The sequence below is a fragment of the Klebsiella sp. CN_Kp100 genome (assembly GCF_040065315.1).
GTDB lineage: Bacteria > Pseudomonadota > Gammaproteobacteria > Enterobacterales > Enterobacteriaceae > Klebsiella > Klebsiella oxytoca.
The window spans coordinates 180,776-204,913 of sequence record NZ_JBEAIJ010000058.1; the positions used below are offsets into that span (position 1 = coordinate 180,776).

General features: G+C 56.1%; 28 protein-coding genes and 1 other annotated feature. Of the genes, 10 read left to right on the forward strand and 18 right to left on the reverse strand.

Going from position 1 to position 24,138, the window contains the following annotated elements:
* Nucleotides 1-327 precede the first annotated feature (327 nt).
* Complete coding sequence (locus ABLV12_RS25340) at nucleotides 328-1,650, forward strand: FAD-binding oxidoreductase (protein WP_064351532.1); 1,323 nt, start codon at nucleotides 328-330, stop codon at nucleotides 1,648-1,650.
* Nucleotides 1,651-1,709: 59 nt separating this feature from the next.
* Here ABLV12_RS25340 and map read toward each other — a convergent pair whose 3' ends face one another.
* Nucleotides 1,710-2,489, reverse strand: coding sequence for a type I methionyl aminopeptidase (map, locus tag ABLV12_RS25345; RefSeq protein ID WP_064395949.1), 780 nt, complete (start codon nucleotides 2,487-2,489; stop codon nucleotides 1,710-1,712).
* Nucleotides 2,470-2,688 carry a ParD-like family protein gene (locus ABLV12_RS25350; RefSeq protein ID WP_004102160.1) on the reverse strand — a complete coding sequence of 73 codons (219 nt, stop codon included), beginning with the start codon at nucleotides 2,686-2,688 and terminating at the stop codon, nucleotides 2,470-2,472. Before ABLV12_RS25350 ends, map begins: the two co-directional genes overlap by 20 nt.
* 366 nt (nucleotides 2,689-3,054) lie before the next feature.
* Here ABLV12_RS25350 and asd point away from each other — a divergent pair, with 366 nt between their 5' ends.
* Complete coding sequence (gene asd, locus ABLV12_RS25355; protein ID WP_108703829.1) at nucleotides 3,055-4,173, forward strand: aspartate-semialdehyde dehydrogenase; 1,119 nt, start codon at nucleotides 3,055-3,057, stop codon at nucleotides 4,171-4,173.
* A gap of 126 nt (nucleotides 4,174-4,299) precedes the next feature.
* Here the strand turns inward: asd and ABLV12_RS25360 are convergent, their stop codons facing one another.
* Nucleotides 4,300-5,178 (reverse strand): LysR family transcriptional regulator, encoded by an 879-nt coding sequence (locus ABLV12_RS25360; RefSeq protein ID WP_064344351.1) that lies wholly within the window; start codon nucleotides 5,176-5,178, stop codon nucleotides 4,300-4,302.
* Between the two features lie 108 nt (nucleotides 5,179-5,286).
* On the opposite strand from ABLV12_RS25360, the gene ABLV12_RS25365 reads away from it, so the two are divergent.
* Entirely contained in the window at nucleotides 5,287-6,594 is a 1,308-nt protein-coding gene (locus tag ABLV12_RS25365) for a serine hydrolase (protein WP_348867450.1), read from the forward strand.
* 158 nt (nucleotides 6,595-6,752) lie between these two features.
* Here the strand turns inward: ABLV12_RS25365 and ABLV12_RS25370 are convergent, their stop codons facing one another.
* The 7 genes from ABLV12_RS25370 to ABLV12_RS25400 are packed head-to-tail and all read right to left on the reverse strand — an operon-like array spanning nucleotide 6,753 to nucleotide 12,058.
* Nucleotides 6,753-7,508 carry a GntR family transcriptional regulator gene (locus ABLV12_RS25370; protein WP_004102164.1) on the reverse strand — a complete coding sequence of 252 codons (756 nt, stop codon included), beginning with the start codon at nucleotides 7,506-7,508 and terminating at the stop codon, nucleotides 6,753-6,755.
* A gap of 14 nt (nucleotides 7,509-7,522) precedes the next feature.
* On the reverse strand, nucleotides 7,523-8,263 hold the full coding sequence (locus ABLV12_RS25375) for an SIS domain-containing protein (protein ID WP_024274197.1): 741 nt from the start codon (nucleotides 8,261-8,263) through the stop codon (nucleotides 7,523-7,525).
* A 16-nt stretch (nucleotides 8,264-8,279) separates the two neighbouring features.
* Nucleotides 8,280-9,590 carry a PTS ascorbate transporter subunit IIC gene (locus tag ABLV12_RS25380; RefSeq protein ID WP_004102166.1) on the reverse strand — a complete coding sequence of 437 codons (1,311 nt, stop codon included), beginning with the start codon at nucleotides 9,588-9,590 and terminating at the stop codon, nucleotides 8,280-8,282.
* Nucleotides 9,587-9,874, reverse strand: coding sequence for a PTS sugar transporter subunit IIB (locus ABLV12_RS25385; RefSeq protein ID WP_004102167.1), 288 nt, complete (start codon nucleotides 9,872-9,874; stop codon nucleotides 9,587-9,589). The genes ABLV12_RS25380 and ABLV12_RS25385 overlap by 4 nt, the downstream gene beginning before the upstream one ends.
* A 26-nt stretch (nucleotides 9,875-9,900) precedes the next feature.
* On the reverse strand, nucleotides 9,901-10,344 hold the full coding sequence (locus tag ABLV12_RS25390) for a PTS sugar transporter subunit IIA (protein WP_004102169.1): 444 nt from the start codon (nucleotides 10,342-10,344) through the stop codon (nucleotides 9,901-9,903).
* On the reverse strand, nucleotides 10,337-11,077 hold the full coding sequence (locus tag ABLV12_RS25395; protein WP_004113156.1) for a creatininase family protein: 741 nt from the start codon (nucleotides 11,075-11,077) through the stop codon (nucleotides 10,337-10,339). The genes ABLV12_RS25390 and ABLV12_RS25395 overlap by 8 nt, the downstream gene beginning before the upstream one ends.
* 9 nt (nucleotides 11,078-11,086) lie before the next feature.
* Nucleotides 11,087-12,058 carry a phosphotriesterase gene (locus ABLV12_RS25400; protein WP_016808921.1) on the reverse strand — a complete coding sequence of 324 codons (972 nt, stop codon included), beginning with the start codon at nucleotides 12,056-12,058 and terminating at the stop codon, nucleotides 11,087-11,089.
* A 359-nt stretch (nucleotides 12,059-12,417) separates the two neighbouring features.
* Here ABLV12_RS25400 and ABLV12_RS25405 point away from each other — a divergent pair, with 359 nt between their 5' ends.
* Nucleotides 12,418-12,666, forward strand: coding sequence for a hypothetical protein (locus ABLV12_RS25405; RefSeq protein ID WP_004102175.1), 249 nt, complete (start codon nucleotides 12,418-12,420; stop codon nucleotides 12,664-12,666).
* Between the two features lie 87 nt (nucleotides 12,667-12,753).
* On the opposite strand, the gene ABLV12_RS25410 is transcribed toward ABLV12_RS25405, so the two are convergent.
* A complete protein-coding gene (locus ABLV12_RS25410) occupies nucleotides 12,754-13,647 on the reverse strand; it encodes an oxidoreductase (protein WP_126489134.1) in 894 nt (297 codons plus the stop codon).
* 145 nt (nucleotides 13,648-13,792) lie between these two features.
* On the opposite strand from ABLV12_RS25410, the gene ABLV12_RS25415 reads away from it, so the two are divergent.
* Nucleotides 13,793-14,011 carry a YdcH family protein gene (locus ABLV12_RS25415; protein ID WP_064344355.1) on the forward strand — a complete coding sequence of 73 codons (219 nt, stop codon included), beginning with the start codon at nucleotides 13,793-13,795 and terminating at the stop codon, nucleotides 14,009-14,011.
* A 42-nt stretch (nucleotides 14,012-14,053) separates the two neighbouring features.
* Here the strand turns inward: ABLV12_RS25415 and ABLV12_RS25420 are convergent, their stop codons facing one another.
* The 5 genes from ABLV12_RS25420 to ABLV12_RS25440 all read right to left on the reverse strand — a co-directional run bounded on the left by ABLV12_RS25420 (nucleotide 14,054) and on the right by ABLV12_RS25440 (nucleotide 17,981).
* Entirely contained in the window at nucleotides 14,054-14,890 is an 837-nt protein-coding gene (locus tag ABLV12_RS25420; RefSeq protein WP_348867451.1) for an alpha/beta hydrolase, read from the reverse strand.
* Nucleotides 14,891-15,122: 232 nt separating this feature from the next.
* The gene (locus tag ABLV12_RS25425; RefSeq protein WP_064395937.1) at nucleotides 15,123-15,551 is read right to left on the reverse strand and encodes a cyclophilin-like fold protein; all 429 of its coding nucleotides are present in this window, start codon (nucleotides 15,549-15,551) and stop codon (nucleotides 15,123-15,125) included.
* Between the two features lie 4 nt (nucleotides 15,552-15,555).
* Nucleotides 15,556-16,356: a carboxymuconolactone decarboxylase family protein gene (locus tag ABLV12_RS25430; RefSeq protein WP_064372129.1), complete on the reverse strand. Its 801-nt coding sequence runs from the start codon at nucleotides 16,354-16,356 to the stop codon at nucleotides 15,556-15,558.
* A 21-nt stretch (nucleotides 16,357-16,377) separates the two neighbouring features.
* Complete coding sequence (locus ABLV12_RS25435; protein ID WP_032746045.1) at nucleotides 16,378-16,974, reverse strand: NAD(P)H-dependent oxidoreductase; 597 nt, start codon at nucleotides 16,972-16,974, stop codon at nucleotides 16,378-16,380.
* A gap of 98 nt (nucleotides 16,975-17,072) precedes the next feature.
* A complete protein-coding gene (locus ABLV12_RS25440) occupies nucleotides 17,073-17,981 on the reverse strand; it encodes a LysR family transcriptional regulator (protein ID WP_201505971.1) in 909 nt (302 codons plus the stop codon).
* 224 nt (nucleotides 17,982-18,205) lie between these two features.
* Nucleotides 18,206-18,300 (forward strand) — a sequence feature (Trp leader region).
* 146 nt (nucleotides 18,301-18,446) lie between these two features.
* Between ABLV12_RS25440 and trpB the strand changes: the two genes are divergently transcribed.
* The 5 genes from trpB to ABLV12_RS25465 all read left to right on the forward strand — a co-directional run bounded on the left by trpB (nucleotide 18,447) and on the right by ABLV12_RS25465 (nucleotide 22,349).
* The gene (gene trpB, locus ABLV12_RS25445) at nucleotides 18,447-19,640 is read left to right on the forward strand and encodes a tryptophan synthase subunit beta (protein WP_348867452.1); all 1,194 of its coding nucleotides are present in this window, start codon (nucleotides 18,447-18,449) and stop codon (nucleotides 19,638-19,640) included.
* Nucleotides 19,640-20,452 carry a tryptophan synthase subunit alpha gene (trpA, locus tag ABLV12_RS25450; protein ID WP_325905667.1) on the forward strand — a complete coding sequence of 271 codons (813 nt, stop codon included), beginning with the start codon at nucleotides 19,640-19,642 and terminating at the stop codon, nucleotides 20,450-20,452. The genes trpB and trpA overlap by 1 nt, the downstream gene beginning before the upstream one ends.
* Nucleotides 20,453-20,652: 200 nt before the next feature.
* Nucleotides 20,653-21,252 (forward strand): dienelactone hydrolase family protein, encoded by a 600-nt coding sequence (locus ABLV12_RS25455; protein ID WP_017145840.1) that lies wholly within the window; start codon nucleotides 20,653-20,655, stop codon nucleotides 21,250-21,252.
* Nucleotides 21,252-21,824, forward strand: coding sequence for a DUF1349 domain-containing protein (locus ABLV12_RS25460; protein WP_004102200.1), 573 nt, complete (start codon nucleotides 21,252-21,254; stop codon nucleotides 21,822-21,824). The genes ABLV12_RS25455 and ABLV12_RS25460 overlap by 1 nt, the downstream gene beginning before the upstream one ends.
* Nucleotides 21,825-21,956: 132 nt before the next feature.
* A complete protein-coding gene (locus tag ABLV12_RS25465; protein WP_004102202.1) occupies nucleotides 21,957-22,349 on the forward strand; it encodes a VOC family protein in 393 nt (130 codons plus the stop codon).
* Nucleotides 22,350-22,482: 133 nt separating this feature from the next.
* On the opposite strand, the gene ABLV12_RS25470 is transcribed toward ABLV12_RS25465, so the two are convergent.
* Both ABLV12_RS25470 and ABLV12_RS25475 read right to left on the reverse strand, forming a co-directional pair.
* On the reverse strand, nucleotides 22,483-23,085 hold the full coding sequence (locus ABLV12_RS25470; protein WP_201505974.1) for a DJ-1/PfpI family protein: 603 nt from the start codon (nucleotides 23,083-23,085) through the stop codon (nucleotides 22,483-22,485).
* 200 nt (nucleotides 23,086-23,285) lie between these two features.
* Nucleotides 23,286-23,909, reverse strand: a complete 624-nt coding sequence (locus tag ABLV12_RS25475; RefSeq protein ID WP_047719817.1) for a DUF1062 domain-containing protein — start codon at nucleotides 23,907-23,909, stop codon at nucleotides 23,286-23,288.
* Nucleotides 23,910-24,138: the final 229 nt, after the last annotated feature.

Consider the following 24,138-nt stretch of genomic DNA (forward strand, 5'->3'; position numbering starts at 1 on the left):
TTCTGCAGATACTCGAGTCGGGGCGACAAGGTATAAATTGTTACTCTGTGACCGGCCGCTGAGTGAAACCGCTCAGCGATCCGAGTTTAGTCACTAACAAACGAGGAAGTTAAACCCGTATATTATGGAGTGTTATTTGGCCTGTTAGTTGTTATTCTGCTGAATTGTTGTCCAGAAAAGTATCATTCAGGATTGCTGATGCGATGGAAGCTGATCTGGTTACAACGCCTTTCTTGCCGACTCCCCCTCCAGAGCAAAAACATGGAGAGCGGCAAATCCATTATTCACACCTGCCCTGCAGGTGTTTTTTCCACAGGGAGATTTACCGTGAGATTTGCATCAGTACCTTTCAATCAAAATCAGGTGGGATGGCCGCTTAATGAAGAAGATCTTTATCGCCAGCCCTCGCTGAGCGGCGACATTAAAGCTGACTGGGTGGTTATCGGTTCCGGCTATGCCGGGGTAAGCTTTGCCCGCAGGCTGGCCAGCATCAACCCGCAGCTGAGCATCGTGCTTATTGACGCAGAATGCGCCGCGACCAGCTCCTCGGCGCGGAATTCCGGCTTTATTATCGGCCTGCCGCATAATATCGGCAGCTCTACCGCCGAGTTGAAAAAGGCGCAGGACTATCGCGCTCTGCTGCAGGAGGGGATCCGCCTGCTCGATGACACGGTGAGCAAACACCAGATCGATTGCGAATGGGAAAACGTCGGGAAATACCACTGCCAGATAGATCCGTCCAGCGAAGCCATTATGCAGGAGTACGTCGATAACCTGCAGCTGATGCAGGAACCTTACAGCCTGCTGAACGGCGAAGCGCTGTATCAAAAGCTGGGAACTCGCCTTTACAGCAAAGGGATTTACACTCCCGGCTGCATTCTGGTGAATCCGGCAAAACTGATCGCGGGCCTCGCGCGCCATCTGCCGGATAATGTCACCGTGTTTCACCAGACCCCGGCGCTGGCTCTTCACCAGGAAAACGGCGGCGTCAGGGTGACGACCCTGCAGGGCACCATCCGCGCCGACCAGGCGATGCTCGCCACCAATGCGCTCTCCCGCGAGCTCTCGCCAACCGTGAGCCGCCAGGCGTCGATGGCGACCTACGCCAGCATTACTGCCCCGCTTACGCCCGATCAGCGCCAGCGTCTGCCGGCGATGGAGAGCTGGGGATTAACCCCGGTCAATGCGATCGCCGGGGCCACCCTACGCTATACCCACGATTATCGTTTTCTTGTCCGCCAGCATGTCGATCCGGCATTGCGCGGCGTGATTACCGCCGGACAAACCGCTAACGCCGCAAGACAGCATCTGGCGCTGTTCCATACGGCCTATCCGCAGCTGCAGGATGTTCCTCTGGAGCGAACCTGGTCCGGAACCATCAGCGTCACCCGCAACGGCGCGCCGGTCTGGGGGCGTCTTGCGCAGCGGATCTGGACTGCGGGGGGCTGTAACGGCGCCGGCGTATCAAAACAGACCATCGCCGGGACGCTGCTTGCCGATCTGGCGATGGGCCAGGACAACCCGCTGATCGCCGCGATGCAGTCGCTCGGCCAGGCCAACTTTATGCCGCCCTCCCCGTTCCTGGATATTGGGGTGGCGGGCGCGTTATGGAAAGAGCGTTATATGGGACGTAAAGAGATGCCCGTATAGTCACTACGGGCGGGTGACTGACAGGTTTCACCGCGCAGGCGTGAAACCTGTTACTCAGGCTAATCCGGAATCACTTCATCTTTTCGCAGGGTCAGCACCTCAAACCCCTCGGCGGTGACGGCGACGGTATGCTCCCACTGGGCAGACAGTTTTTTATCGCGAGTGACCACTGTCCAGCCGTCTTTCCTGGTTTTTATTCGGCTATCGCCCTGATTAACCATCGGTTCAATGGTAAACACCATCCCCTCCTTGAGCACGGCGCCGGTGCCGGGTTTGCCGTAATGTAGCACCTGCGGATCTTCATGCATCTCTCTGCCAACGCCGTGGCCGCAGTACTCCCTGACCACGCTGTAGCCATTACCTTCAACATAAGTCTGGATCGCATGGCCGATATCGCCCAGCGTCGCCCCCGGTCTGACAACCTTAATGCCCTTCCACATAGCTTCATAGGTTTTCTGCACTAGCCGACGGGCCAGCGGTGAAACCTCGCCAATCAGATACATTTTGCTGGAATCTGCAATCAGCCCCTCTTTCTCCAGCGTAATATCCACGTTCACGATCGTGCCGGATTTCAGCAGCTCGCTTTCCTTTGGCATGCCGTGACAAACGACTTCATTGATCGAGGTATTGAGCACATAGGGAAAATCGTACTGCCCTTTGCTGGCCGGACGCGAATGCAGGTCGTTGACGATAAAATCTTCCACCCGATTGTTGATGGCCATGGTCGAGACGCCGGGCAGAATAAAGCTATCCAACATGTCGAAGACCGAGGCCAGCAGTTTGCCGGCATGGCGCTGGCTGGCGAGCTCCTGCGTGGTTTTAATGGGAATTGATAGCATTGATCACCTCCAGCAACCGGTCAGAGCCGGACTTGAGCATCATCAGCTTGATTTGCTGATGGTTAAGTTCGGGATAGAGCTCGCTCATCATCCCCAGACGGATCCAGTACTCCGCCTGGGCGTTGACCGAACGCGACATCGCCTTACTGGCGTCACGAATATCGTCGTGCAGCAGGTCTGAAATTTTTACAATACCCATTTATACGTACCATTACGATTTATATATGTTTCATATATTACGCCTGCGGACGCAAGCGTCCAGTTTTTTCTGCCTCGGCCCCTTTTGCCGTTGCCGACAGCGATCGTGTTGACTGAAAAGAGCAGCATGATGCGCGGCGAAAGCCACACCCAGCCGTGTTGCATGAAAGAACGGCAGAGGAATAAGTGTAAGCAGATTAGGTTTTTTATTTGGTCTTCGAAAATTCTCTTATTACTTTCTCTAACCCCTGATTAAATATTCTTATTACGATATCAATTCCATTTATTTTTGATGACCTGAACTTAAGAGTGCGATATAAAACCACGCAAGATTTAACTTTTTTATAACAGAGCAAAGGCTAAGTAAATGAAACAGGTCGGCATTATTGGTTGGCGTGGCATGGTAGGTTCTGTATTGCTTCAACGCATGGTTGAAGAAAACGATTTCCGTGATATCGCTGCACATTTTTTTAGTACCTCCAGCGCGGGGACCGTTGGCCCAACTATAGATGGCGAGAGTTATATCCTTAAAGATGCGAATTCAGTCAGTGAACTCGCCGATATGGATATTATTATCACCTGCCAGGGCGGCGATTATACTAAAGCCATTTATCCCGCACTTATTACGCATGGCTGGCAGGGTTATTGGATCGATGCGGCATCGGCGCTTCGCATGGATGAAAAAGCCTGTATCATTCTCGATCCGGTTAACCGTACCCATATCGATCGGGCAATCCACCAAGGGCTAAAACTTTTTGTCGGCGGTAATTGTTCGATTACCCTCAGCTTGATGGGGCTCGCCGGCTTGCTCAAGGCTGACCTGATCGAATGGATGAGCGTGATGACCTATCAATCTGCATCCGGCGCTGGCGCTAAACATGTCAGAGAATTAATCGCGCAAAGCGCCTGGGTGAGCAATCATTTATCGGCAGAGGAATTGACCAGCTCCGGCTCAGTCCTTCCTTTAGTCAATAAAGTCAGCGAACTGATTAACAGCGCGGGCATGCCCGTCCAACACTTCGGCGCTCCCCTAATGGGAAGCATCATTCCCTGGATTGATGCCGATTTAGGCGACGGCAATAGCCGTGAAGAGTGGAAAGGCGAAGCAGAAACGAACAAAATTCTGGGCTTGCCCCGCGGAACTATTCCCGTGAACGGTTTATGCATTCGGGTTGGCGTCATTCGCTGCCATAGCGCAGCGATTACTTTAAAATTAAAGCGTGAAGTCAGCGAAGCTGAATTTGCTGAATTAGTGGGTAATGCCCATCCCTGGGTTAACTATGTCCCCAATAATAAAAATGACAGCGTCAGCAAATTGACCCCAGCCTATATCAGTGGCTCGCTGCAGGTAGGCATAGGCCGTTATAAAAAAATGGCCCTGAATAATGAACCTGTATATTCGGTACTCACCGTTGGGGATCAGCTTTTATGGGGAGCGGCGGAGCCTTTGCGTCGTATGTTAAATATCTTGCTTAATCGCGTTTAATTCTTCTGCGGCAGACGTTTTAATACCAGAATGGTGGTCAGGGAAATATATTTATATATCGGTTCCACCACAGCGGCATCCTGTGCCCCGGCCTGTCGCCGTCAAACCCACAGCGAGGCTCGGCTTTCACCACAGTTCCGGCAACAAGGCCAGCGCGTCAGCCACCAGCGTGCGCCTGTCGTTGCCGGGCTTCCAGATGGTCACCATCGTTTGGCCGATCCCCTGATTACCCACTTCGGTCGGCAATTTTTTGACGTTTTTCCACCGCGCCGCATTCATGTGCGTCGGCAAAAATCCCCAGCCGCAGCCCTGTTCAAGCAGGGCGCGCAGCATCTCCTGTTCGTTGGTAAAAATAGTGCGCCCTGAAATCTGCAGACGGCGGGCCACGGGCTCGTCAGTATCCGGGTGCATAATCACCTGCGGCGCCAGCGAAAGTTCCAGCAGAGAAAGCGGTTGTTTAGCGGCGGGAAAAAGCGCTTCGGAGGCGTAAAAATCCATCTCGATTGACCCCAGGGCGCGCCACTCCATAGCGTCGCCCACGCTGCGATGTCGCGCCTGGCAGATACCCAGGTCGGCCAATCCACTCGCCAGCAGCCTTTCCGCCTCGTCACGCGAGGCGTTAATCAGGCTCAGACGAACGTTGCGCCGAGCCATGGCGCCAATCAGCGCCTGCAACAACGTTCTGGGGGTAAAGGGATCGTAGGCCAGGGTAATATCCTGCGTGGCGCTATTCGGCACTTCTTTGGCAAAGGCTTCAAAGGCTTTGACCTGGCGCATCAGCAGGTGCGCCTGACGCTGCAGCTGTTCCCCCTCCGGCGTCAGCTGCAAGCTGCGACCTTCACGCAGAAACAGCGCATACCCCAGACCATCTTCAAGGAACTCAATCAAATCGCGAAGCGTCGTGCGGTCCTTGCCCAGCTGGCGCGCCGCTTTCGCCAGGCTTTTGCACTCAACCACAGCGGTGAAGGCTTCCAGTTGGGCAAAAGAATACATCAGGGTCGGCATTGTGCTCTCCACTCGGTTATTCGGGGGGATTTTCCCCCATGAGGCGTTTTTTATTATAGGCCGCATTTTTTTAAGCTAAACGCCTTCCTGAGCTGAACGAGAAAAAATATGAAAAACAAAGTGGTTAATCGTCGCCTGCTGTCCAGTGTTGTCATCACCCTCTGCAGCGGCCTGCTGGCCCCCATCGCGCAGGCCGCCTGCCCCGGGACCGAACTTAGCGCGTGCCCTGCTCCCTTTGATGCACAGCTTCCGGATACCCATAAAATGCTCACCTGGAGCCAGACCGACCGGGTAATCGGCTTTCGTAACGACTACCGCAATTACGCAGGCGATGTGTTTCATCACGGTCATGCCGTACCGTTGCAGGCCGCAGCAAAACGGTTAACTCACGCCAGCTATCAGGTTAATGGCCACACCTGGACCCTGCAGGATTATCTGCAGCGCCAGAACGTCAGCGGCATGCTGGTGCTGAAAAATGGCAAAGTTGCCTGGAAATATCTGGCGGAAGGCAATACCGACACCACCCTCTGGACCTCGCGCTCGGTGGGCAAGTCCGTGGTATCCACGCTAGTGGGCGTGGCGATTAAACAGGGCAAAATTCACTCGCTCGACGATCTTGTCACCCAGTATGAACCCGACCTGAAAGGCACCGCCTGGGAAGGCGTGACGCTGAGGCAGCTGATTAGCCACACCTCCGGGGTGGCGTGGAATGAGGACTACACTAATCCGCACTCTGACTTCGCCCGGCTTACCGAGTGTGAAGCCAGACCCGGCGCCTATGACTGCGTACGTCAGCTGGTGTCCGGCCTGCGTCGGGCGCATCCGGCCGGAGAGAACTGGTCTTACTCCTCCGGCGGCGCCTGGCTACTGGGTGATGTCCTGGAACGCGCCACCGGTATGACGCTGGCGGCGTATCTGGAGAAAAGTATCTGGCAACCCTACGGTATGGCGCGCGATGGCGTGTGGCATGCCTATACAAAAGGTGAGCACGACGTGGGCGCGCATGGCTTTAACGCCACGCTAGAAGATTGGGGGCGCTTCGGTGAGTTCATCCTGCATAACGGCGTGTTGCCGAACGGCGAGCAGATCTTGCCGGAAAACTGGGTCGCCGAATCATCAAACTGGACCCGGGCGACAGGTTCAGTATCCGCGGCACATCCAAACGGTCTCTACGGCTATCAGTGGTGGAACAATGAAGTGCCGGCCAATGCCAGCAACGTTGAGCCCGCTCCGCAGGCATCCCTTCAACATTCGCTGTGGGCGCTGGGGATATTTGGTCAGATGATTATGGTCAATCAGGCGGAAAATCTGGTCATCGTGCAGTGGTCGACCTGGCCGCAGGCTGAACCCTCCTTCAGCGCCCAACCGCTTGAGGCGTCGCTGATGTTTAGCGCGATAGCGAAGGCGTTACGCTAATGCCGGTTTGCAACTGTCGCTCTTTTGCAGGCCATGAGCGAAGTGAGCTCAACCATTTTTAAACGATTGGAAGCCAGCCTGCCAACGGCAAAGCTGCTGCGGTACGCTGGCTATCATCTGCCTGTCGCTGGGGTGGCAAGCCGGTAATATAAGGCGGATCAGCGCCCTTTCTCGATCGTGCAGTTCCACTGCTGACTTACGCTACTCTGACTGGTGGCGATCTGTAGCGACAGGCTGGCGTCCAGAGTATGGGTGACGCTGTATTCAAGGACCACGTCATCAAGATCGCGCGCGACGCGCTCAATGCGAAACAGAGGGCGCCCGGGTTCAATATTCAGCAATCCCGCCGTGCGGATATCGCAGCACACCGGCGTATAGCGTTCGGTCGCGTTAGCCGGCGAGTAGCCGAATGTTTCCCGCAGCTGTTTATAGAGCGATCGGCTGCCGTCCACGTGACTCAGGTCGTTATAAATTCGGCCGTTAAGCCAGGTCAGCACGTGGCCGACCGGCCGCTCCCCCTGCACGAGTAACCGCTCCAGACGCATCAGTTGGCTACCCAAATCGAGCCCCATCTGTTCCGCTACGTGGCGGTCGGCCATGGTTGAAATCAGCGACAGCACCTCCACTTCTATCGCGCCGGGAGCAGCAAAGGTGGTCAGTACGTCCGGCAGGTCGGTGTAGTATTTTTGCAACGCATCGCGGTTGATAAACGTGCCTTTTCCCTGCTCGCGATAAACCATACCGATGCTGGCCAGCGAATCTATCGCCTGTTTAATCGTGCCGCGCGCCACCTTGAACTCCCCGGCAAGCAGCAGCTCGCCCGGGAGTTTATCGTCATAGGTAAAAGAGAGGATCCGCTGCAGGATAACGTCTTTTATTCTTAAATAGAGAGGGAGTCCATCCGACTCATACATACTTGCGCTCCAACTCAGAGATAGTGTATCTGGCTCCTGTATGCGCTCAGTATATCCTGATTTATCTCCTGATTACCGTCTATGTTTGCGCTGGCGAGAACCGGCGGCGTGCGCGCATTTTCCAGCATAATTTCGCAAATACGCAGTACCAGGCTGTTGGCGATGGCCGCCCCCATGATGGTGGAGAGCGGCGCCACTTTCTGCGCCAGCCCCGGCAGGCTCACCGCCGCATCGCCATACTCGCAGTGGTTATCAAGGGTGATATCGGCAATGTCTACCAGCAGTTTACCGCTGGAGTGGCGGGAAGAGACTCGTGCCGCCGTCGCCAGGCTGGTAATGGCGATAACCCTGGCTCCGCAGGCTTTTGCCGCCAGCGCGACATCGATCGTAATCGCATTTCGCCCCGACACTGAGTGAATCAGCAGAGTATCGTCGGCCCTCAGCGGCGACTGTTCAACCAGCACGCGGCCAAGATTTTCCACATTTTCCACCGCGCTGGTAAGGGTTAACGGCCTGACGTTAAGCATCAGCGCAGGGGTAAAAAGCGGGTTGATGATGGCCAGACCGCCTGCCCGATAGCTCATCTCCTCCGCCAGAATACCGGCGTGGCTGGCGCCAAAGACGAAGATATTGCGCTGCGCCAGAATGCTGTGGGCCATCATTTCTGCCGCCCGGTTCAGCTCATCGGCGCGCTGTTCAAGCAACCCCAGCTTCTGGCGGATCTGACTGTAATACTGTTTCAGTGCCTGGCTCATAGACTTCCTCCTGATATCAGAACGTCAGCAAGCGGGTCAAAAGATGGATTAGCGGCGCGAGGACAAACATATCGCTATCGCCCGCCCACAGCGCGGTATCCGGGATCGTGTTGTTGATAAAGCCGGTCACGCAGAAATATTGTCCCCAGGCGACCACCGTTGAGGTGATAAATCCCGCCAGCAGCGCGCCTTTATAGCCGCCTGTGATATTGCCGAAGACCCCTGCCGTACCGGCATGGAAGAAAATGACGATCATGCTGGGAATAAATACGTAGCCGGTATAGCGGCCGATCAGGGTCAGCCACAGCAGCGATCCCACAAAGGCACCGACGAACCCCAGCACCACCGCATTTGGCGCAAAGTTGAACAGAATCGGGCAGTCCAGCGCAGGTTTGGCCCCCGGAACCAGCCGCGAGCCGATGCCGTTAAACGCGGGCACCATTTCACCAATAAACATCCGCACCCCGAGCAGCACCACGGCGATGCCACCGGTGAACATCAGCGATTGTTTAAGGGCATAGATGTAGAAGCTCAGGTCGCCGGATTGCGCAAGGATCTCCGCCGCTTTCGGGGTGCCTTTGATTTGCAGAATAAAGGTGCCGATAAAAAACAGCAGCGCCATGGTTAACGCGGTCACCACGTTGGAATCGCGCAGAAAACCGAGCTTTTTAGGAACTTTGATATCTTCGGAACTGATTTTATTACGGGCGAAGATCTGGCCGAAAATGGCCCCCAGCAGCGCGACCGAGGCGGAAGTATGCCCCAGCGCCACGTTATCGTTGCCGGTAATTTTCCGTACCCATGGCTGAACCAGCGCGGGCTGCAAGGTCCAGTACAGTCCCATGATAACCGTCAGCATGAGCGTCAGCTGTAGCGCAGAAATAGCGGGCTCGGTGTTCACCATCACCCCGGCAAATATCATGGTGGTCCAGAACATCATGTGTCCGGTCAAGTAGATATATTTAAAGCGCGTCAGCCTGGCCAGCAGTAGATTGATAGCGAAACCGCCGGCAATGGCGATCGTCACGCTGCTTCCGTAGCGTTCGCTAAAGCGCGCCTGACCGATAATATTGGTCAGATTCATCGAGCTGAGGCCGAAAACTTCGGTCCAGATCGGCTGAAAGATCAGTAGCGCGGACACGATAATCCCGGCCCCCGCGCCGATGATCAGAAAACCCAGAATGCCTTTCAGGGTGCCGGACACAATGTCTGCCAGCGATTTTTTCTGCAAAACCAGTCCCAGCAGCACGATCAGGCCAATTAAAATCGACGCCTCACCAAATATGTTGATGGTGATCCAGCGCAGGACGCCAAGAAACTCGCTCATGTTGGCTCTCCCGCGCGCAGAATGTGCGCCTGGGTCAGCGCCGCGGTGATTTCTGCGTTATCAATGTAGTTGTTTACTACCACCACCGGGCAGGAAAGATGCTTCAGGTTGTCCACCAGTTCAGCATTGGTGATGACGACATCGGCGTTGGCCGAAGCTGCGGATGAGACATCCATATGTTCCACGGAGGCCTGAATCCCGTGCTGCTTTAATACCGCCTCAACGTTCATTTTTAAAATCAGGCTGGAGCCCATACCTAAACCACAGACTGTCAGAATTTTCATCGCTATTCACTCCGTGTTAATTACAGCTATAAACGCTGTGAGCCGCTGGCCAACAGCCGATAAAGTTGTTCCGGATCGTCTGAATGCATCAGGGTATGCAGATTATTTTCATCGCTGAGCACGGTGACGATATGCTGGATAAGGTGGATATGCGCGTCGCTGCTGGTAGCCGAAAGGCCCAGAACCACCCGCACAGGGTCGTTTTCCGCATGACCAAACGCCAGCGGTTCGCGCAGCCGGATCGCGCTAATTTGCGCTTTGATCGCTCCCTGTTCCGGACGGGCATGCGGCAGGGCCAGACCAGGGGCGATGACAAAATAAGGGCCCAGCTCGCGATAGCTGGCGATCATCGCCTGGACGTATTGCGGGCTGCAGGCCCCCGCGCGGCACAGCGCGTTCCCCGCCTCGCGAATAGCCTCCTCCGGGGTAGCGGCCGGGCAGTCAACGGTTATCGACTGACGTTCAATCATCACGGGCTCCTTGCGTTAAGTGGTGGCGAATGGAGGCCAGGGTGGTCGCCAGCGCCCGGGCAACAAACGCGCGCCCTTTCTCTTCGCTCGCCAGGGTGGGGTCCCCCAGCACCGCATAAGCAGAAAACTCGGTCCAGCGCATCGGCTGATAGCGAAAATTCTGCGGGAATTCGGGATAGTGCGCGCGCGCCTCCGCCATGTTGACGAACTCCGGCGCCAGCGCCAGCATCAGCGAGGTTTCGACCTCATCGGCATGCATATATCCCGGATAAGCCACCGCCGAGGTTTGTCGTTTTTTTACCTCTTCATCCATACCCGCCCAGCTGTAGCTAAGCAGCGTGATGCCCTGCTCTTTAAGCTGGCGGGAAGCGGCTTTAATCGCGTCAAAGTTGCCGTAATGCGCGTTGATCACCGCCGTGGTGGTAATACCGTAGCTGGCCATGTTTTCCGCCAGCGCCACCAGCAGCGACGTCAGCCGTTCATTACCGATATCAATCGCGCCCGCATGCCCGCGCAGCGACCAGACCTGGCTATAGGAGACAACCGGCAGGCTCAGCGCGCACTCGCCCAACTGCTCATCAAGCCGCGCGCAAAACCGCTCGGCCAGCAGGTTATCGGTATCCAGCGGCAGGTGGTCGCCGTGCGGTTCGACCGCGCCAAGGGGCAGTAAGGCTATCCGCGCCTTTTGTAGCGCCCGCCTGGCCTCGCGCTCATTTAAATGATGCAGCTTCATGACGCCTCCTCAGGCAAAAGCGAGGTAACGCGCCGGGTTTTCGACGAAGAAATCATGCAGCAACGCTTCGCCGTCAAACCCCGCCTCCCGGGCCTCTTCCATGAATCTTGGCCGCCAGTCGCTGAGGATGAACTTCAGCCCCAGCCCTCCTTTACCGTAATGCGCGCTCATGGATTTACGGGCAAAATCACCGCCGATCAAAATCTGCTTTTGATAACCGCGCTGGCAGAGCGCCAGGATGGCCTGGGTGCGAATGTGCTCAGGGTGATATTTAATGCGGCTGATACCGTCAAATGAGAGAAACGCCCCGGTGTTGGCGATCTGACGGTGCAGCCAGGGGTCAGGATTGCGATCCATATGGGCAAAACATAAGCGGGACAAATCCAGTCCCCATTTTTTAAAGATCCGCGCCTGTTCGAGTCCCATCGTCCCCATTTCCGTATGGCTGTGCATCGGCGCCCCGGTACGCTGCTGGGCGCGAACGATAACCTCCATGGTTTTGTATTCCAGAGGGGAAATGGCGTTATAGCCGGTGCCACATTTCACTACGCCGGCCCGATGCGCGGTGCCTTCGATTCCCTCGGTGACCTCGCGGCAAACGTGTTCAACCAGTTCGTCGACGTCAGAACGCTCAATCCACTCGGCAAAAGTTTGCGCTGTGCCCGGTCGCCGACTACTCCACAGAAACCCTTTGTTAAAACCCGCGGTGGCAATAATGTGCAGCTGCTGGCGCTGCGCCATGGCCGCGACGGCAGCGGCCTGACGACCATAATCCGGCGCGGTGGCGTCGTAGATGGCATTGCCTCCCGCCTGGCGGAAGTCGCTTAATTCACGCTCAGAAGCCTGTGGATCGTCGAGCAAGAGGTCGTCATCCTGACGCTCGGCCCAATAGGGCGGAATACAGTAGATATGGTCGTGGCTGTAGGTTACGCCCAGCTGATTAGCGGAAATATCCCCGTTTAACGTTCGAATGATGGCCATGTTTCTTACTCTCCGGAACGGATAAGAAGGTGCCTTCAACATAGGCGCGACTCACTTGACCAGTCAAGTGATCAAGTTCGCATCAATCATATTAAATTCTTATCTGTGAGGTGGGTCGACATTAACATTTATGTGACGTTGTCACGTAAATAGATTCGGGCTAAAAAACCGTTACTCATGGAAAAATATAGGTGTTTCGGATGAGGCGATTAAATTTATGTTCTATTAATTCAATTGGATACGCACCTATTAAACCAATGCATTTCAGACTAATAATCAATACCTTTGATTAAAATGTTTAATTGAATGAATCGATAAAGAGAGTATTGTTAAAAACAATGATGAGCGGAGATAAATAAATGTTACGAGATTTTTTGAAGGTAGAAAAAGAGGATCGACTGGTGGAACAGCAGGACGCCAGCAGCGATAACGGCAATTCAACGGACGTCACCGAATGGATAATTGTGAGTAAAAATGGCGATAAAAAAGGCCGGGTGGCGTTATTCAATCAATTTTCCACCCGTCGTTCGTATTGTGTGAATTATCGAATTACCCAGTTTGATAATAGCGGCAAAGTTGTCGTAGACCGACTGGCAGAATCTCTCTAATCACGGGAAACGCAACACACCGGCGTTTTGGTCACCTGTCGCCAGAGCTCGCAGAACAATAATCGATTAGTGCCGCCGCCCGCGCCTTTATCCGGGACCGTCGCTGGCGGCGGCCAGCAGCGGCACAATCACATCGCTTAACGGTGTGGCAATGTGGTAAATACGGCCGTAACGCTGCACAACCCCGTTACGAATATCCCACTCCAGCGGTAGACCAGCCTCACGGTCGGTAAGTATAGAAGTACTTAAGTCCGGAGGCGCGCGATGAAATCCCGCGACGATCTCCTGCGCCACGCTCTCGTCCAGCCTGGCGCCTGCGGCGCGAGCAACCTTCAGCCCCTCCTGCAGATAAGCAAAAGCCAGCGCGGTGATATCTTCGCGCGCAAACATGCCTGCCCGCCGTCCCGCCAGTACCATCAGGCCCGCAACCGCGTTTTGCAGCAGTTTACGCCACGCCACGGAGAGAAAATCGTCGCTAATATCCACTGCGCAGCGCGTGTCCCGTAGCGCATACTGTACCCGTTCAGCCCCCTGCGCATCGGGCAGCGTCAGGCGCGGTTTCGCCCGCAGCCAGACCGATGCTTCCGGTTCGCGCTGCGCGGGGAACCAGACGACCGACGGCAGTACCGTCGCTTCCGCGACATAAGGCGCGAAAAGCGCTCGTTGTTCAACGCCATTTTGCAGCACGCAAACCACCGTTTGCGCATGGCATAGCGCTTTAAGCCACGGCGCAATAGCGGCAATTTGCGTTGCTTTTACCGCCACAAAAAGCAGATCGAACGGCGCAACGACCGAAGACGGTTCAGTGACGACTGGCCCCGGAACCACAATCGTTCCGCCATCGAAACGTAGCGATAGCTGCGGGTGAGCGCGCCGGCCGCATACCAGAGGCGTTCGACCCACCTCGTGCAGCGCGGCGGCGATGGTGGTGCCAATTGCGCCGGGACCAATCAACGCAACGGTGGGTTCTTCAACATTCATCTATGCCTCCAGGCCGCCTCCGGCCCCTGAGATTTCATGGCTACATAACATAAACGCGACTTCGTTCGCATTACCATTTTATTCATATGGGTAATCTGAATGTGTGTGTCGTCGTACACACTTTCTCCATTAACAAGGAAGGTACATGTTTCCAGAATACAGAGAGCTGATTTCTCGATTGAAAACCACGCACCCGCGCTTTCAGTCGCTATTCGAAAAACATAACGCACTCGATCACGACATTTCCCGGATAGAAGGAGTCGATGGCAAAGGATACAGTCTCGAGCTCGTACAGATGAAGAAAGAAAAACTTATGTTGAAGGATGAAATGCTCAAAATCCTCCAGCATGAAAGCCTGATATAGACGATAAGGCCGCCGCCATGGCGGCCTTCTTATACCGCCTGACTACGAGCGAATAAACGCCAGCAGATCGGCGTTAATCACATCGGCGTGGGAGGTATGCATGCCATGCGGAAAGCCGGGATAAATTTTCAGCTGGCTGTTCGGCAGCAGCTTATCCTGCAGTATCGCCGCGTTTTGATAAGGCACCACCTGATCGTCATCGCCCTGCATCACCAGCACCGGCAGCGTAATGGCTTTTAAATCTTCGGTCTGGTCGGTTTCAGAGAAGGCTTTAATCCCCTCATAATGCGCTTTTGCGCTACCGGTCATGCCCTGCCGCCACCAGTTCTGAATAGTGCCCAGGGACACCTCCGCGCCCTCGCGGTTAAAGCCATAAAATGGGCCGGACGCCACGTCGAGATAAAACTGCGAGCGATTGGCAGCCAGCGCCTGGCGAAAACCATCGAAGACTTCAACTGGCGTCCCGCCAGGATTGCTCTCCGTTTTGACCATCAAGGGCGGAACCGAACTGATCAGCACCGCTTTGGCAACGCGCCCCTGCGGTTGTCCATACTTCGCCACGTAGCGAGCGACCTGCCCGCCGCCGGTAGAGTGCCCGACATGAACGGCGTTATGCAGATCCAGATGCTCCGCCACCGCGGAGGCATCGGCGGCATAATGATCCATATCGTGACCGTCACTCACCTGATCTGAACGACCGTGACCGCGTCGGTCAATCGCAATCACCCGGAAGCCTTCTGCCAGGAAGAAAAGCATCTGGTTATCCCAATCATCGGCGCTTAATGGCCAGCCGTGATGAAATACGATGGGCTGCGCCTCTTTCGGGCCCCAGTCCTTAAAGTAAATGTTGACGCCGTCTTTGGTGGTCACAAATGCCATGTTACAAACTCCTCTGAAGAGAAAACAAGGCTGCGGGCCTGACGCCTGCAGTTGGTCGGGTGTAAAGGTCGGATGCTCAGCCTTAACGAGCGTGTCTCGTCAGGTTTGAAAGTGATGCGCAGAAAAAGTGTAGATGATTTTTGCGATGCCGGAGATGCGAAAAGAATTCAACAAATGGGCTGTAGAAAGCCCATTAAATAAAGTCGTCAGGGTCATTTAACGCTGGATAAACTTAGTAACGCCTGATGGTCACCGTTGCCGCGCCGGGCTGGTCGAGCGAGGCCAGTCCCTCTTCCACCCGCCCGAGCTTTATCAGACCGGGCGAGTGGCGAAAGTCTTCGCGAAAAATAGCCAGGTTGCCCCACGGCGCGTAATAGGCCATATCGCCGCGTCGCGGAGTCATTGATTCGCCAGCATCCACATCGCGCAGCTTCTCCGGCAGCCAGGCGATCTTTTCCGTAGAACCATAATCCTCAAGCTTCACCGTCATTGGCAGCTGCGCCACAAACGCACTAGCCGCAACGCTCTCGTCCAGCAAGCCGACGACCGTGACGCCCTTAAATACAAACTCAATCTTCACCGCGTTCTCCCTGGCGGCGGCGGATGCCGCGCCCGTCATCATGATCAAAATGGATAGCACCGCACCGAGCGTTTTCAGCATCCGCTCACCCTGCCAGACCGCGAGCGCGCAGGACTTCCCCCACCACCGCTACTGCCGAAAAGGCGTTTGGCCAGCCGGCATAGAACGCGGCATGAGCAACAATCTCCCCCGCCTCTTGCGCGGTAAGGCCGTTATCCATCGCCCGGTTAAGGTGGTAGCCAATTTGCGCGCTTTGCCCGGCGGCGATCAGCGCGCTGACCGTCACCAGACTACGATCGCGCGGTTTCAGCCCCGGCCGCTGCCACAGGTCGAGAAACAGCGGTTGAGCGGTAAACTTCACCAGCCCGGGCGAAATTGCGCCGAAGTTGTGCTCCACCGTTGACGAGCGCTGATTTTCCGCCGCCTGATTAAGCGCCAGCAGCTCGGGAGATGCCGAAGCCAGCTGCTCGCGGCGGATACCGCGGGCGGCAAAGATATCTTTCGTGACCGCAACGGCGGCCATCGCGTTAGGCCAGCCGGAATAAAAAGCCAGATGCGTAATGATCTCGGAAATTTCGACCGGCGTGACGGCGTTATCCAGGGCAACATCAACATACTGTTTTAGCTCGGCGGGCTGGTTACGCGCGATCAAAATCGCCACCGTCACGATGCTGCGATCGCGACGCGAGAGTTCACTTCTCTGCCAGAGATCGTCTATCAGTACCTCGCTGCCGAAGCGGACAAGCGCGGGCGCGACGGACTGTACATCCTCAGCGGACAGTACGGTTGGGCTAAGTGGAACCATTTTTTCACCTCTCTTTTCTTCTGCCTGGACAGGCGCGCCCAGCATCAACGACATTGCCGCAGCGGCAATAAAAGCTTTCATCCTGTACTCCTTCCCGGCACGTTAATTCTTCAGCCTTTCCACCAGTTGACGCTGGTACTCAGGCAGTTGACTGCGGCTGGCGCTCTGAAAAACCAGCGGAGGAAGCCAGGTCATTCCCGCATGCAGAGCGCTGGCCTTCATCGGCGTGAAGACGTCGGCGAGGCTGACGCCAGTTCGCCCGGATTCGCCGTATGTCGATTCTCCTCCCGCGGCGGTCGTAACAATCAGCATCTCTTTACCCTGCCATACGCCCGGCCCCACGCTGCCCCAGGTATCGTTCAGCCAGGCCTTCATCATTGGCGTGATGTTGAACCAGTGGGTCGGGAAGATAAACACGACGCGCGAGTGTTCCCGCATCAATCGACGCTCGGCATCGGCATTGATATTGCGGCTGTCATAGCCGTAAAGCGTCTCAAGATTGCGTACGGTCACGCCGGGCACGCTTTGCGCTGCGGTTTCAAGACCTTTCGTCAACACCGATTGCTCAGGGTAAGGATGAGAGACGATAACCAGCGTTTTAACCTCGGCGGCATGGCTGACGCGGTTATGACTAAACAGAACGATGGCGATGGCCACAAACCACAGCAGACCGGCGAAATTGCGGGGCGAATATGTCATTGAGCTCTCCTTCTCTTTTGCCACAGGTTAAGCCGCGCAAAAAGAAGGAGCCAGCCCTCGCTATCGAATGGGGCTGTGAGTCATTTTCATCAATCAGGCTACAAACCGAGCGGCTGCAGTTCACGGACCAGCGCGATCAGCAGGCGCAATCCGGTAGGGATCTGGTGTCGGCTGGAGTAATAGATATAGAATCCCGGCCCGTAAGAGGCCCAGTCGGTGAGCACCAGACGCAGGCGCCCCACGCTGACGTGCTGCTTAATCAGCGGCTCCGGCAGGTACATCAGGCCGAATCCTTGAAGGATGGCCACCACGCCCGTCTCCGCCAGATCGACGGTTAACAGCGGCGGCACTTTGATCGTCAGCTGCTCTTCACCGCGCTCAAACTCCCATTTATAAATCCGATTGTTTCCCAGACGGTTGCTGACGCAGCGGTGGTGCTGAAGATCGTTGGGGTGCAGAGGCTCGCCGAAGCGGGCAAGATAATCGGGCGACGCGGCGACGACCCAGCGCACATCGGCGGAGAGGCGCTGCGCCACCATATCTTCCGGTACGGTTCCACCATAGCGGATACCGGCGTCAAAACGCGCTTCGGTGACATCAACAATGCGGTTACTGGCCACGATATCCAGCTCAATATCGGGATAGCGTTCGGCAAAAACGGGCAGGATCGGCGCCAGCAGCAGCGTGGCTGCCTCGACGGCGACGTTGAGCCGAATATGTCCCGCAGGCGAGTCGCGAAACTGGTTGAGCTGTTCAATCGCGCCATCGATGGCGGCCACCGGCTCGCTCACCGCGCTGGCCAGACTCTCGCCTGCCGCCGTCAGGGTTACGCTTTTGGTCGTACGGTTCAGCAGACGCACGCCCAGCCGCGCCTCAAACCCCTTCAGGGCATGGCTCAGCGTCGAGGCGCTTACGCCGAGCTCGACGGCGGCCTTACTAAAACTGCGATGACGAGCGATGGCGCAAAAATAGACCAGGTCGGCCATATCGGAACGGTTTACATTCATACGTTCTCGCTAACCAGATAGAAAATAAGCTGAAAAAACAACGTTACCTTGATTTGATGGCGTAAAGCAATCTGGCGTAACGCCAGCCCTGGCCGGAAAAGCGGCCTCCATTGATTCTGGGCGTCAATCATTATGCCATTGACATTGACCTATCAAACTAGTTTACTAGTACAAGATAAATTTCAGGATAGCGAATAATGCAACGCGTAATCATCATGAATCTGCACGGCTGGTGGCGTACTTCCCGATAACGGGCAGTATCGTCACGTCTGCAGTTTGCACACCGATACCCGGCCCGCTAAAACGCGGGCTTTTTTTCGCCCGGATTTTACGCATGGGACGCATCTGCCGGAGTGCAAGCAGCCGGGAGCCGCTGCGCAGTACCCGATTTCACTTCATGTGCAGCGTCCTTTCCGGGGGCAGACCCCGAATCATCAGACACTGCACATACAACAAGGAGCAATAATGAGTCCCTTACTTAACCCCTACTTTGGCGAATTCGGCGGTACGTACGTTCCGCAGATCCTCATCCCCGCGCTACGCCAGCTGGAGGAGGCGTTTGTTAGCGCACGTGAAGATGCGCGCTTTCAGGCGGAATTAACCCATCTATTGAAAAACTACGCCGGTCGCCCGACGGCGCTATCGCGCTGCCGTAACCTGACGCAGGGTACGCGCACTACCCTGTATCTCAAACGTGAAGATCTGCTGCACGGCGGCGCGCATAAGACTAATCAGGTGCTCGGCCAGGCGCTGCTGGCAAAACGGATGGGCAAAACCGAAATTATTGCCGAAACCGGCGCCGGTCAGCACGGCGTGGCCTCGGCGCTGGCCAGCGCGCTGCTGGGCCTGAAATGCCGCATCTACATGGGGGCAAAAGATATTGAACGTCAGTCGCCAAACGTCTTCCGCATGCGCCTGATGGGGGCCGAAGTGATCCCGGTGCACAGCGGCTCAGCCACCCTGAAAGATGCTTCGAATGAAGCGCTGCGCGACTGGTCCGGGAGCTATGAGACCGCCCACTTTATGCTGGGCACCGCCGCTGGCCCGCATCCTTTCCCGACTATCGTACGCGAATTTCAGCGCATCATCGGCGAAGAGACCAAAGCGCAGATCCTCGAAAAAGAGGGGCGCCTGCCGGATGCGGTTATCGCCTGCGTTGGCGGAGGTTCCAACGCCATCGGCATGTTCGCTGACTTTATCGACACGCCCCAGGTCGGACTGATTGGCGTTGAGCCCGCTGGCCTGGGTATCGAGACAGGGGAACACGGCGCGCCGTTGAAACACGGGCGGACCGGCATCTATTTCGGCATGAAAACGCCGCTGATGCAAACCGATGACGGCCAGATCAAAGAGTCCTGCTCTATTTCCGCCGGCCTCGATTTCCCGGCCGTCGGGCCGCAGCATGCCTATCTGAACAGTATTGGCCGCGCGGAATACGTTTCGGTCACCGACGATGAAGCGCTGGCGGCATTTAAAACCCTGAGCCGTTCTGAAGGCATTATTCCGGCACTTGAGTCATCCCACGCCCTCGCGCATGCCTTAAGAATGATGCGCGACAATCCACAACAAGAGCAGCTGCTGGTGGTGAACCTTTCCGGCCGCGGCGATAAGGACATATTTACCGTGCACGACATTCTGCAAGCGCGAGGAGAAATGTGATGAAACGCTATAACGATATGTTTTCGCGACTGCAAACTCGGGGAGAAGGCGCGTTCATTCCCTTCGTGATGCTCGGCGACCCGCAGCCGGATCTGTCGCTGCAAATTATCGATGCGCTGATCGAGGGCGGAGCCGATGCGCTGGAACTGGGGATTCCCTTCTCCGATCCGCTGGCCGACGGCCCGACAATACAAAATGCCGCCCTGCGCGCGTTTGCAGCCAACGTCACCCCTGCGCGCTGCTTTGACATGCTGGCCGCCATTCGCGCCAGGTATCCGGCGCTGCCCATCGGTCTGCTGATGTACGCAAACCTGGTGTATAACCGGGGAATCGAGACGTTTTATGCCACCTGCGCCCGCGCGGGCGTCGATTCTGTACTGGTAGCAGACGTCCCGTACGAAGAGTCGGCGCCGTTCCGCGAGGCCGCGATGCGCCATGATATTGCGCCCGTGTTTATCTGCCCACCCAATGCGGACGATGAGCTGCTGCGACACATTGCCGCTCACGGCCGCGGTTACACCTACCTGCTGTCGCGGGCGGGCGTAACCGGCGCGGAAAAACGCGCCGCGCTGCCGCTGGAACATCTGGTCTCTAAGCTTGGTGACTATCAGGCGCCACCGCCGATTCAGGGGTTTGGTATTTCAACCCCGGAACAGGTGGCGGATGCCATGAAAGCGGGAGCCGCCGGGGCTATTTCCGGCTCAGCAATAGTGAAAATCATCGAACAACACCAGGACGATCGGGAGGCGATGCTCTGTCAGTTGAAGGCTTTCGCCCGCAACCTGAAAACAGCCACCGTCAGGCCAACATAGCGTGGGGTTAATGCGGCAAAATGCCGGTGGTGATGAATATCCATCACCGGCAATATCGCCTGGCCGCTAAGGGATATGCAGGGTAACGTAAAAAGGGAGCTTGCTGCTCTGGCCTGAGTGCTGCAAAATTTAGCCCGTTTCCCCAGACACCATCATTCGGCCACCTGACAATCCTGTTTTTATCCGACCGAGGCGCATTTATGTTACCTGAGTGTGATAAAGCCATCATCCTGCTGCATGAAATCTACGGCATTAATGCGCATATTCAGCGAACCGCCGCGACCTGGCGCAGCCGCGGCTTCGATGTCTACACGCCAGCGCTTTTTCCCCACTCTGCGCCGTTCGCCTATGAGCAGCAGGAGCAAGCCTGGCGTCACTTTAACGATAACGTCGGATTCGACACCACCGCCATTGAGTCGCTGCTGGCCGAGCTGAAAACAAAATATGGCATGCTAATCCTCATCGGCTATAGCGTGGGCGCCACCTTGGCCTGGCTGGCCGCCAGAAGCGGTTTCTGCAACGCCGCGATTTGCCACTACGGCTCGCGGATCCGCCACTACAGCGACGTTGCGCCGCCCTGCCCGACGCTGGTGATTCTCGCCAGCGAGGAACCGGCGTTCGATCCCCGGGTAATGCAAGATCAGCTGGAGAACGTTCCCTCCGTGACCTGCCGGATGTTCAATGCGCAGCACGGCTTTTGCGACGCTGACAGTCCGGCGTGGGATCCGCGCCTTACGCAGCAGGCAGACGAAGACACGCTGCAGTTTTTAACGCTTATTCAGCAAAGACAGGAGGCCTGATGCAACAGGTATTTCAATGGATTAACGAACCCGCGACATGGTCGGAAGAGGACGGCTCACTTAGCGTCGTAACCGATGAGGAAACCGACTTCTGGCGCGAAACCTGGTACGGGTTTGAGCGCTTCTCCGGGCATATCTATGCCACGGAAGCCGCGGGGGATTTCACCTTTCAGGTGCGGGTGCGCGCAGATTTCAGCACCCTGTATGACCAGGCGGGGATTATGTTAATGCAGGACGCCCGGCACTGGCTTAAGGCCGGTATCGAGTACAACGACGGCGCGCCCGCCATCGGTAGCGTACTGACGCTGGGAACTTCAGACTGGGCCACCGGCATTTTTCCAGGCAACCCCGCCGAGTTCTGGCTGCGCCTGACCCGTCGGGGCGAAGCGCTGCGCCTGCAGTACTCAACGGATGGCCACCAGTGGCCGCTACTGCGGCTGTGCCCTTTTCCGACCGGCGCCGCGAAAGTGGGCATCATGTGCTGTACGCCGCAGCGCAGCGGCCTGCGGGTTAATTTCGACGAAATATCGCTGCTGCCGGCCAACGATAAAGATTTGCACGATTTAAGCTGAGGGGAGCCCCCAGGGCGGACGCTTTCGCTGAATAATCGCGACGAAGGTATGATTTCTGGCTGCCGGGACTGCATGACATTTCACCTTGCTGCTAGATTGGCAACAACTTGCAGGCGAAAAGGAGGAGGCGTCATGTTTTCCTATATTATGCTCGGCACTAACGATCTGCCGCGCGCCATTCGTTTTTACGATCCTTTGATGGAGATGCTGGGGCAGCCGCAAAGCGGCCGAAGCGATCAAGGCGCATCGTGGGGGACATTCAGCGGAAACAGCACCATCGGGCTGTGCGTTGGCCAACCGTTTAATCAGCAGCAGGCAACAACCGGCAACGGCGTTATGGTGGCTCTGAACGCACGTTCGGTTGAGCATATTCAGCAGCTGCATCAGCTGGCGCTCAGTCTGGGAGGAAGCGATGAAGGCGCTCCGGGACATCGCCCGCAGTACGGTGAAGGTTTCCACAGCGCCTACGTCAGAGATCCGGACGGCAATAAGCTGGCGTTTGTTTATTACGCAAACGCCGACTGAGGCCGCTGGCCGGCAAATTCAGGCAGGGTTGTCCATTGCGAAACCCTGTCTGTCTCTGAGCGGCGCGCCGGATGCGGTTAGCCTGATGAGACGACCGCAGCCCACTACGATGCAGAATGCGGCTTTGTCCGCATCAGCCCTCGGTAAACATTCCCGACGTAAAGGTCGCCCTCATGGCTTCGATCTCTTCCTGGCGGGCCGCGTTTAAGGCAGACAGCATATTGCAGGTAAAATCCAGAAAACCAACGCCGTTGGCGGTGACCAGGTTGCCGTCGCGCACCGATGGCACGTTTTTGTACCGTGAGGCGCCGCGATAGGCTGACCCCGCCCTGCTCTGCAGGTATGCCAGGCCGTTGGAGGTATGGTCAACATCATTAAGAAAACCGTGTGCGCCGAGGAATGCCGAAGCATCGCATATTGCGCCGACGACGATCTGCCGCGCCTGCGCTTGCTGAACCAGAGGCACAACCCGCTGAGCCTCCTCTCCCCACCAGTTCATTCCTCCCACCAGCACCAGAGCAGCGTAGTCATCAGGTAGCGTCTGGAAGGTATAATCCGGCAGACAGCGCACCCCGCCAATTGACCTCACGGGCCCCTCATCCGCAGCTACGGTCCTGACTTCGTAGCGCGGCTCCCATACGCCAAACCCCCGGCGCAGGCCGGGCGCCAGCAGCGAAAACTCCCAGTCGGCATACTCCTGGATGAGGACAAACAGCACTTCTTTACGCGTATCCATAGACAGGGTTTTCTCCTTTTTTAAACAGAATTTGCCGTCGCAATATTCGGCGAGCCGATCGACACTGGTCGCCGCGCCGTCGCCAGAAACTGTATAAATGCACAGTAAGAAAGGCAAGGTTATTTTTCCACCGTGGACAACCGGGCTCCATTTTTGCGAGTCAGCTCCCCGGATAGCAATCTCTCCGGGGAAACGGGCTATCATCTCCTGAGATCTGAGCCGGTATTTAATGAAATTCGCCTGCGCGCCAGAAGAAGTTCCTTCACGATATAAAGCCTGTATCCTTCCGGCCGTATCCTCGGCGAACGTAGCTCTTTCAGCGTAATTCCGGCGATATCGCCCGCCGCCAGACATTTGCGGATCGCGCTGCCGCTAAGGCCGAGCTGTCTACGTAGCACCGCCAGTAAGCTGACCTGAAAAGCGCGCTCGACGTAGACGTTGACGCTGACCTGAGCAGCACGGACAAGGCTGATTCGCCAGCCTTCCCGTACGACGAATTCAGGCGAACCCGCTAACAACGCGCTATTGCGCCGCAGAACCTGCAAATCGTGAGAGTAGTCCTCTGCAGCAGATTTATCGTTTGCCATGAGTCGCTCATAGAGGTGTGGATCTATTTTACTGACGGGTAAACGAGAGAACAGGCTGATGTTCCAGGTGTATGCGCAGCGGACGCACTTATAGATACTCCAGACATCGAGCTGTTTTTTTTGCGAATTGATCCGGAAGGCTCCGGATGGCGTGAATTTCTGCTGCCCATGGCAGGCGGGACAGCGTTTGCTTAGCAGCTGGTAGCCCGCAGGGCTGACGTTCCATGTGACTTTCATGGTGAACCTTTTTTTTAACCCATACAAAAGCGGATCCGTCGATAACGGACCGTGATATTTGCAATGTGAAAAATATTTAGAGAATACTTTTCAGTGGGTTAAAAAAAGATTTCCAACGCGACTACCCTGTCTGACCGCTAATGAAGAGGCCAAGAATACCAAAGCGGCTGGCGGGTCAAATATGCATTAAATCAATAAATTCATAGAAATCATTCACAAACAACGTTAT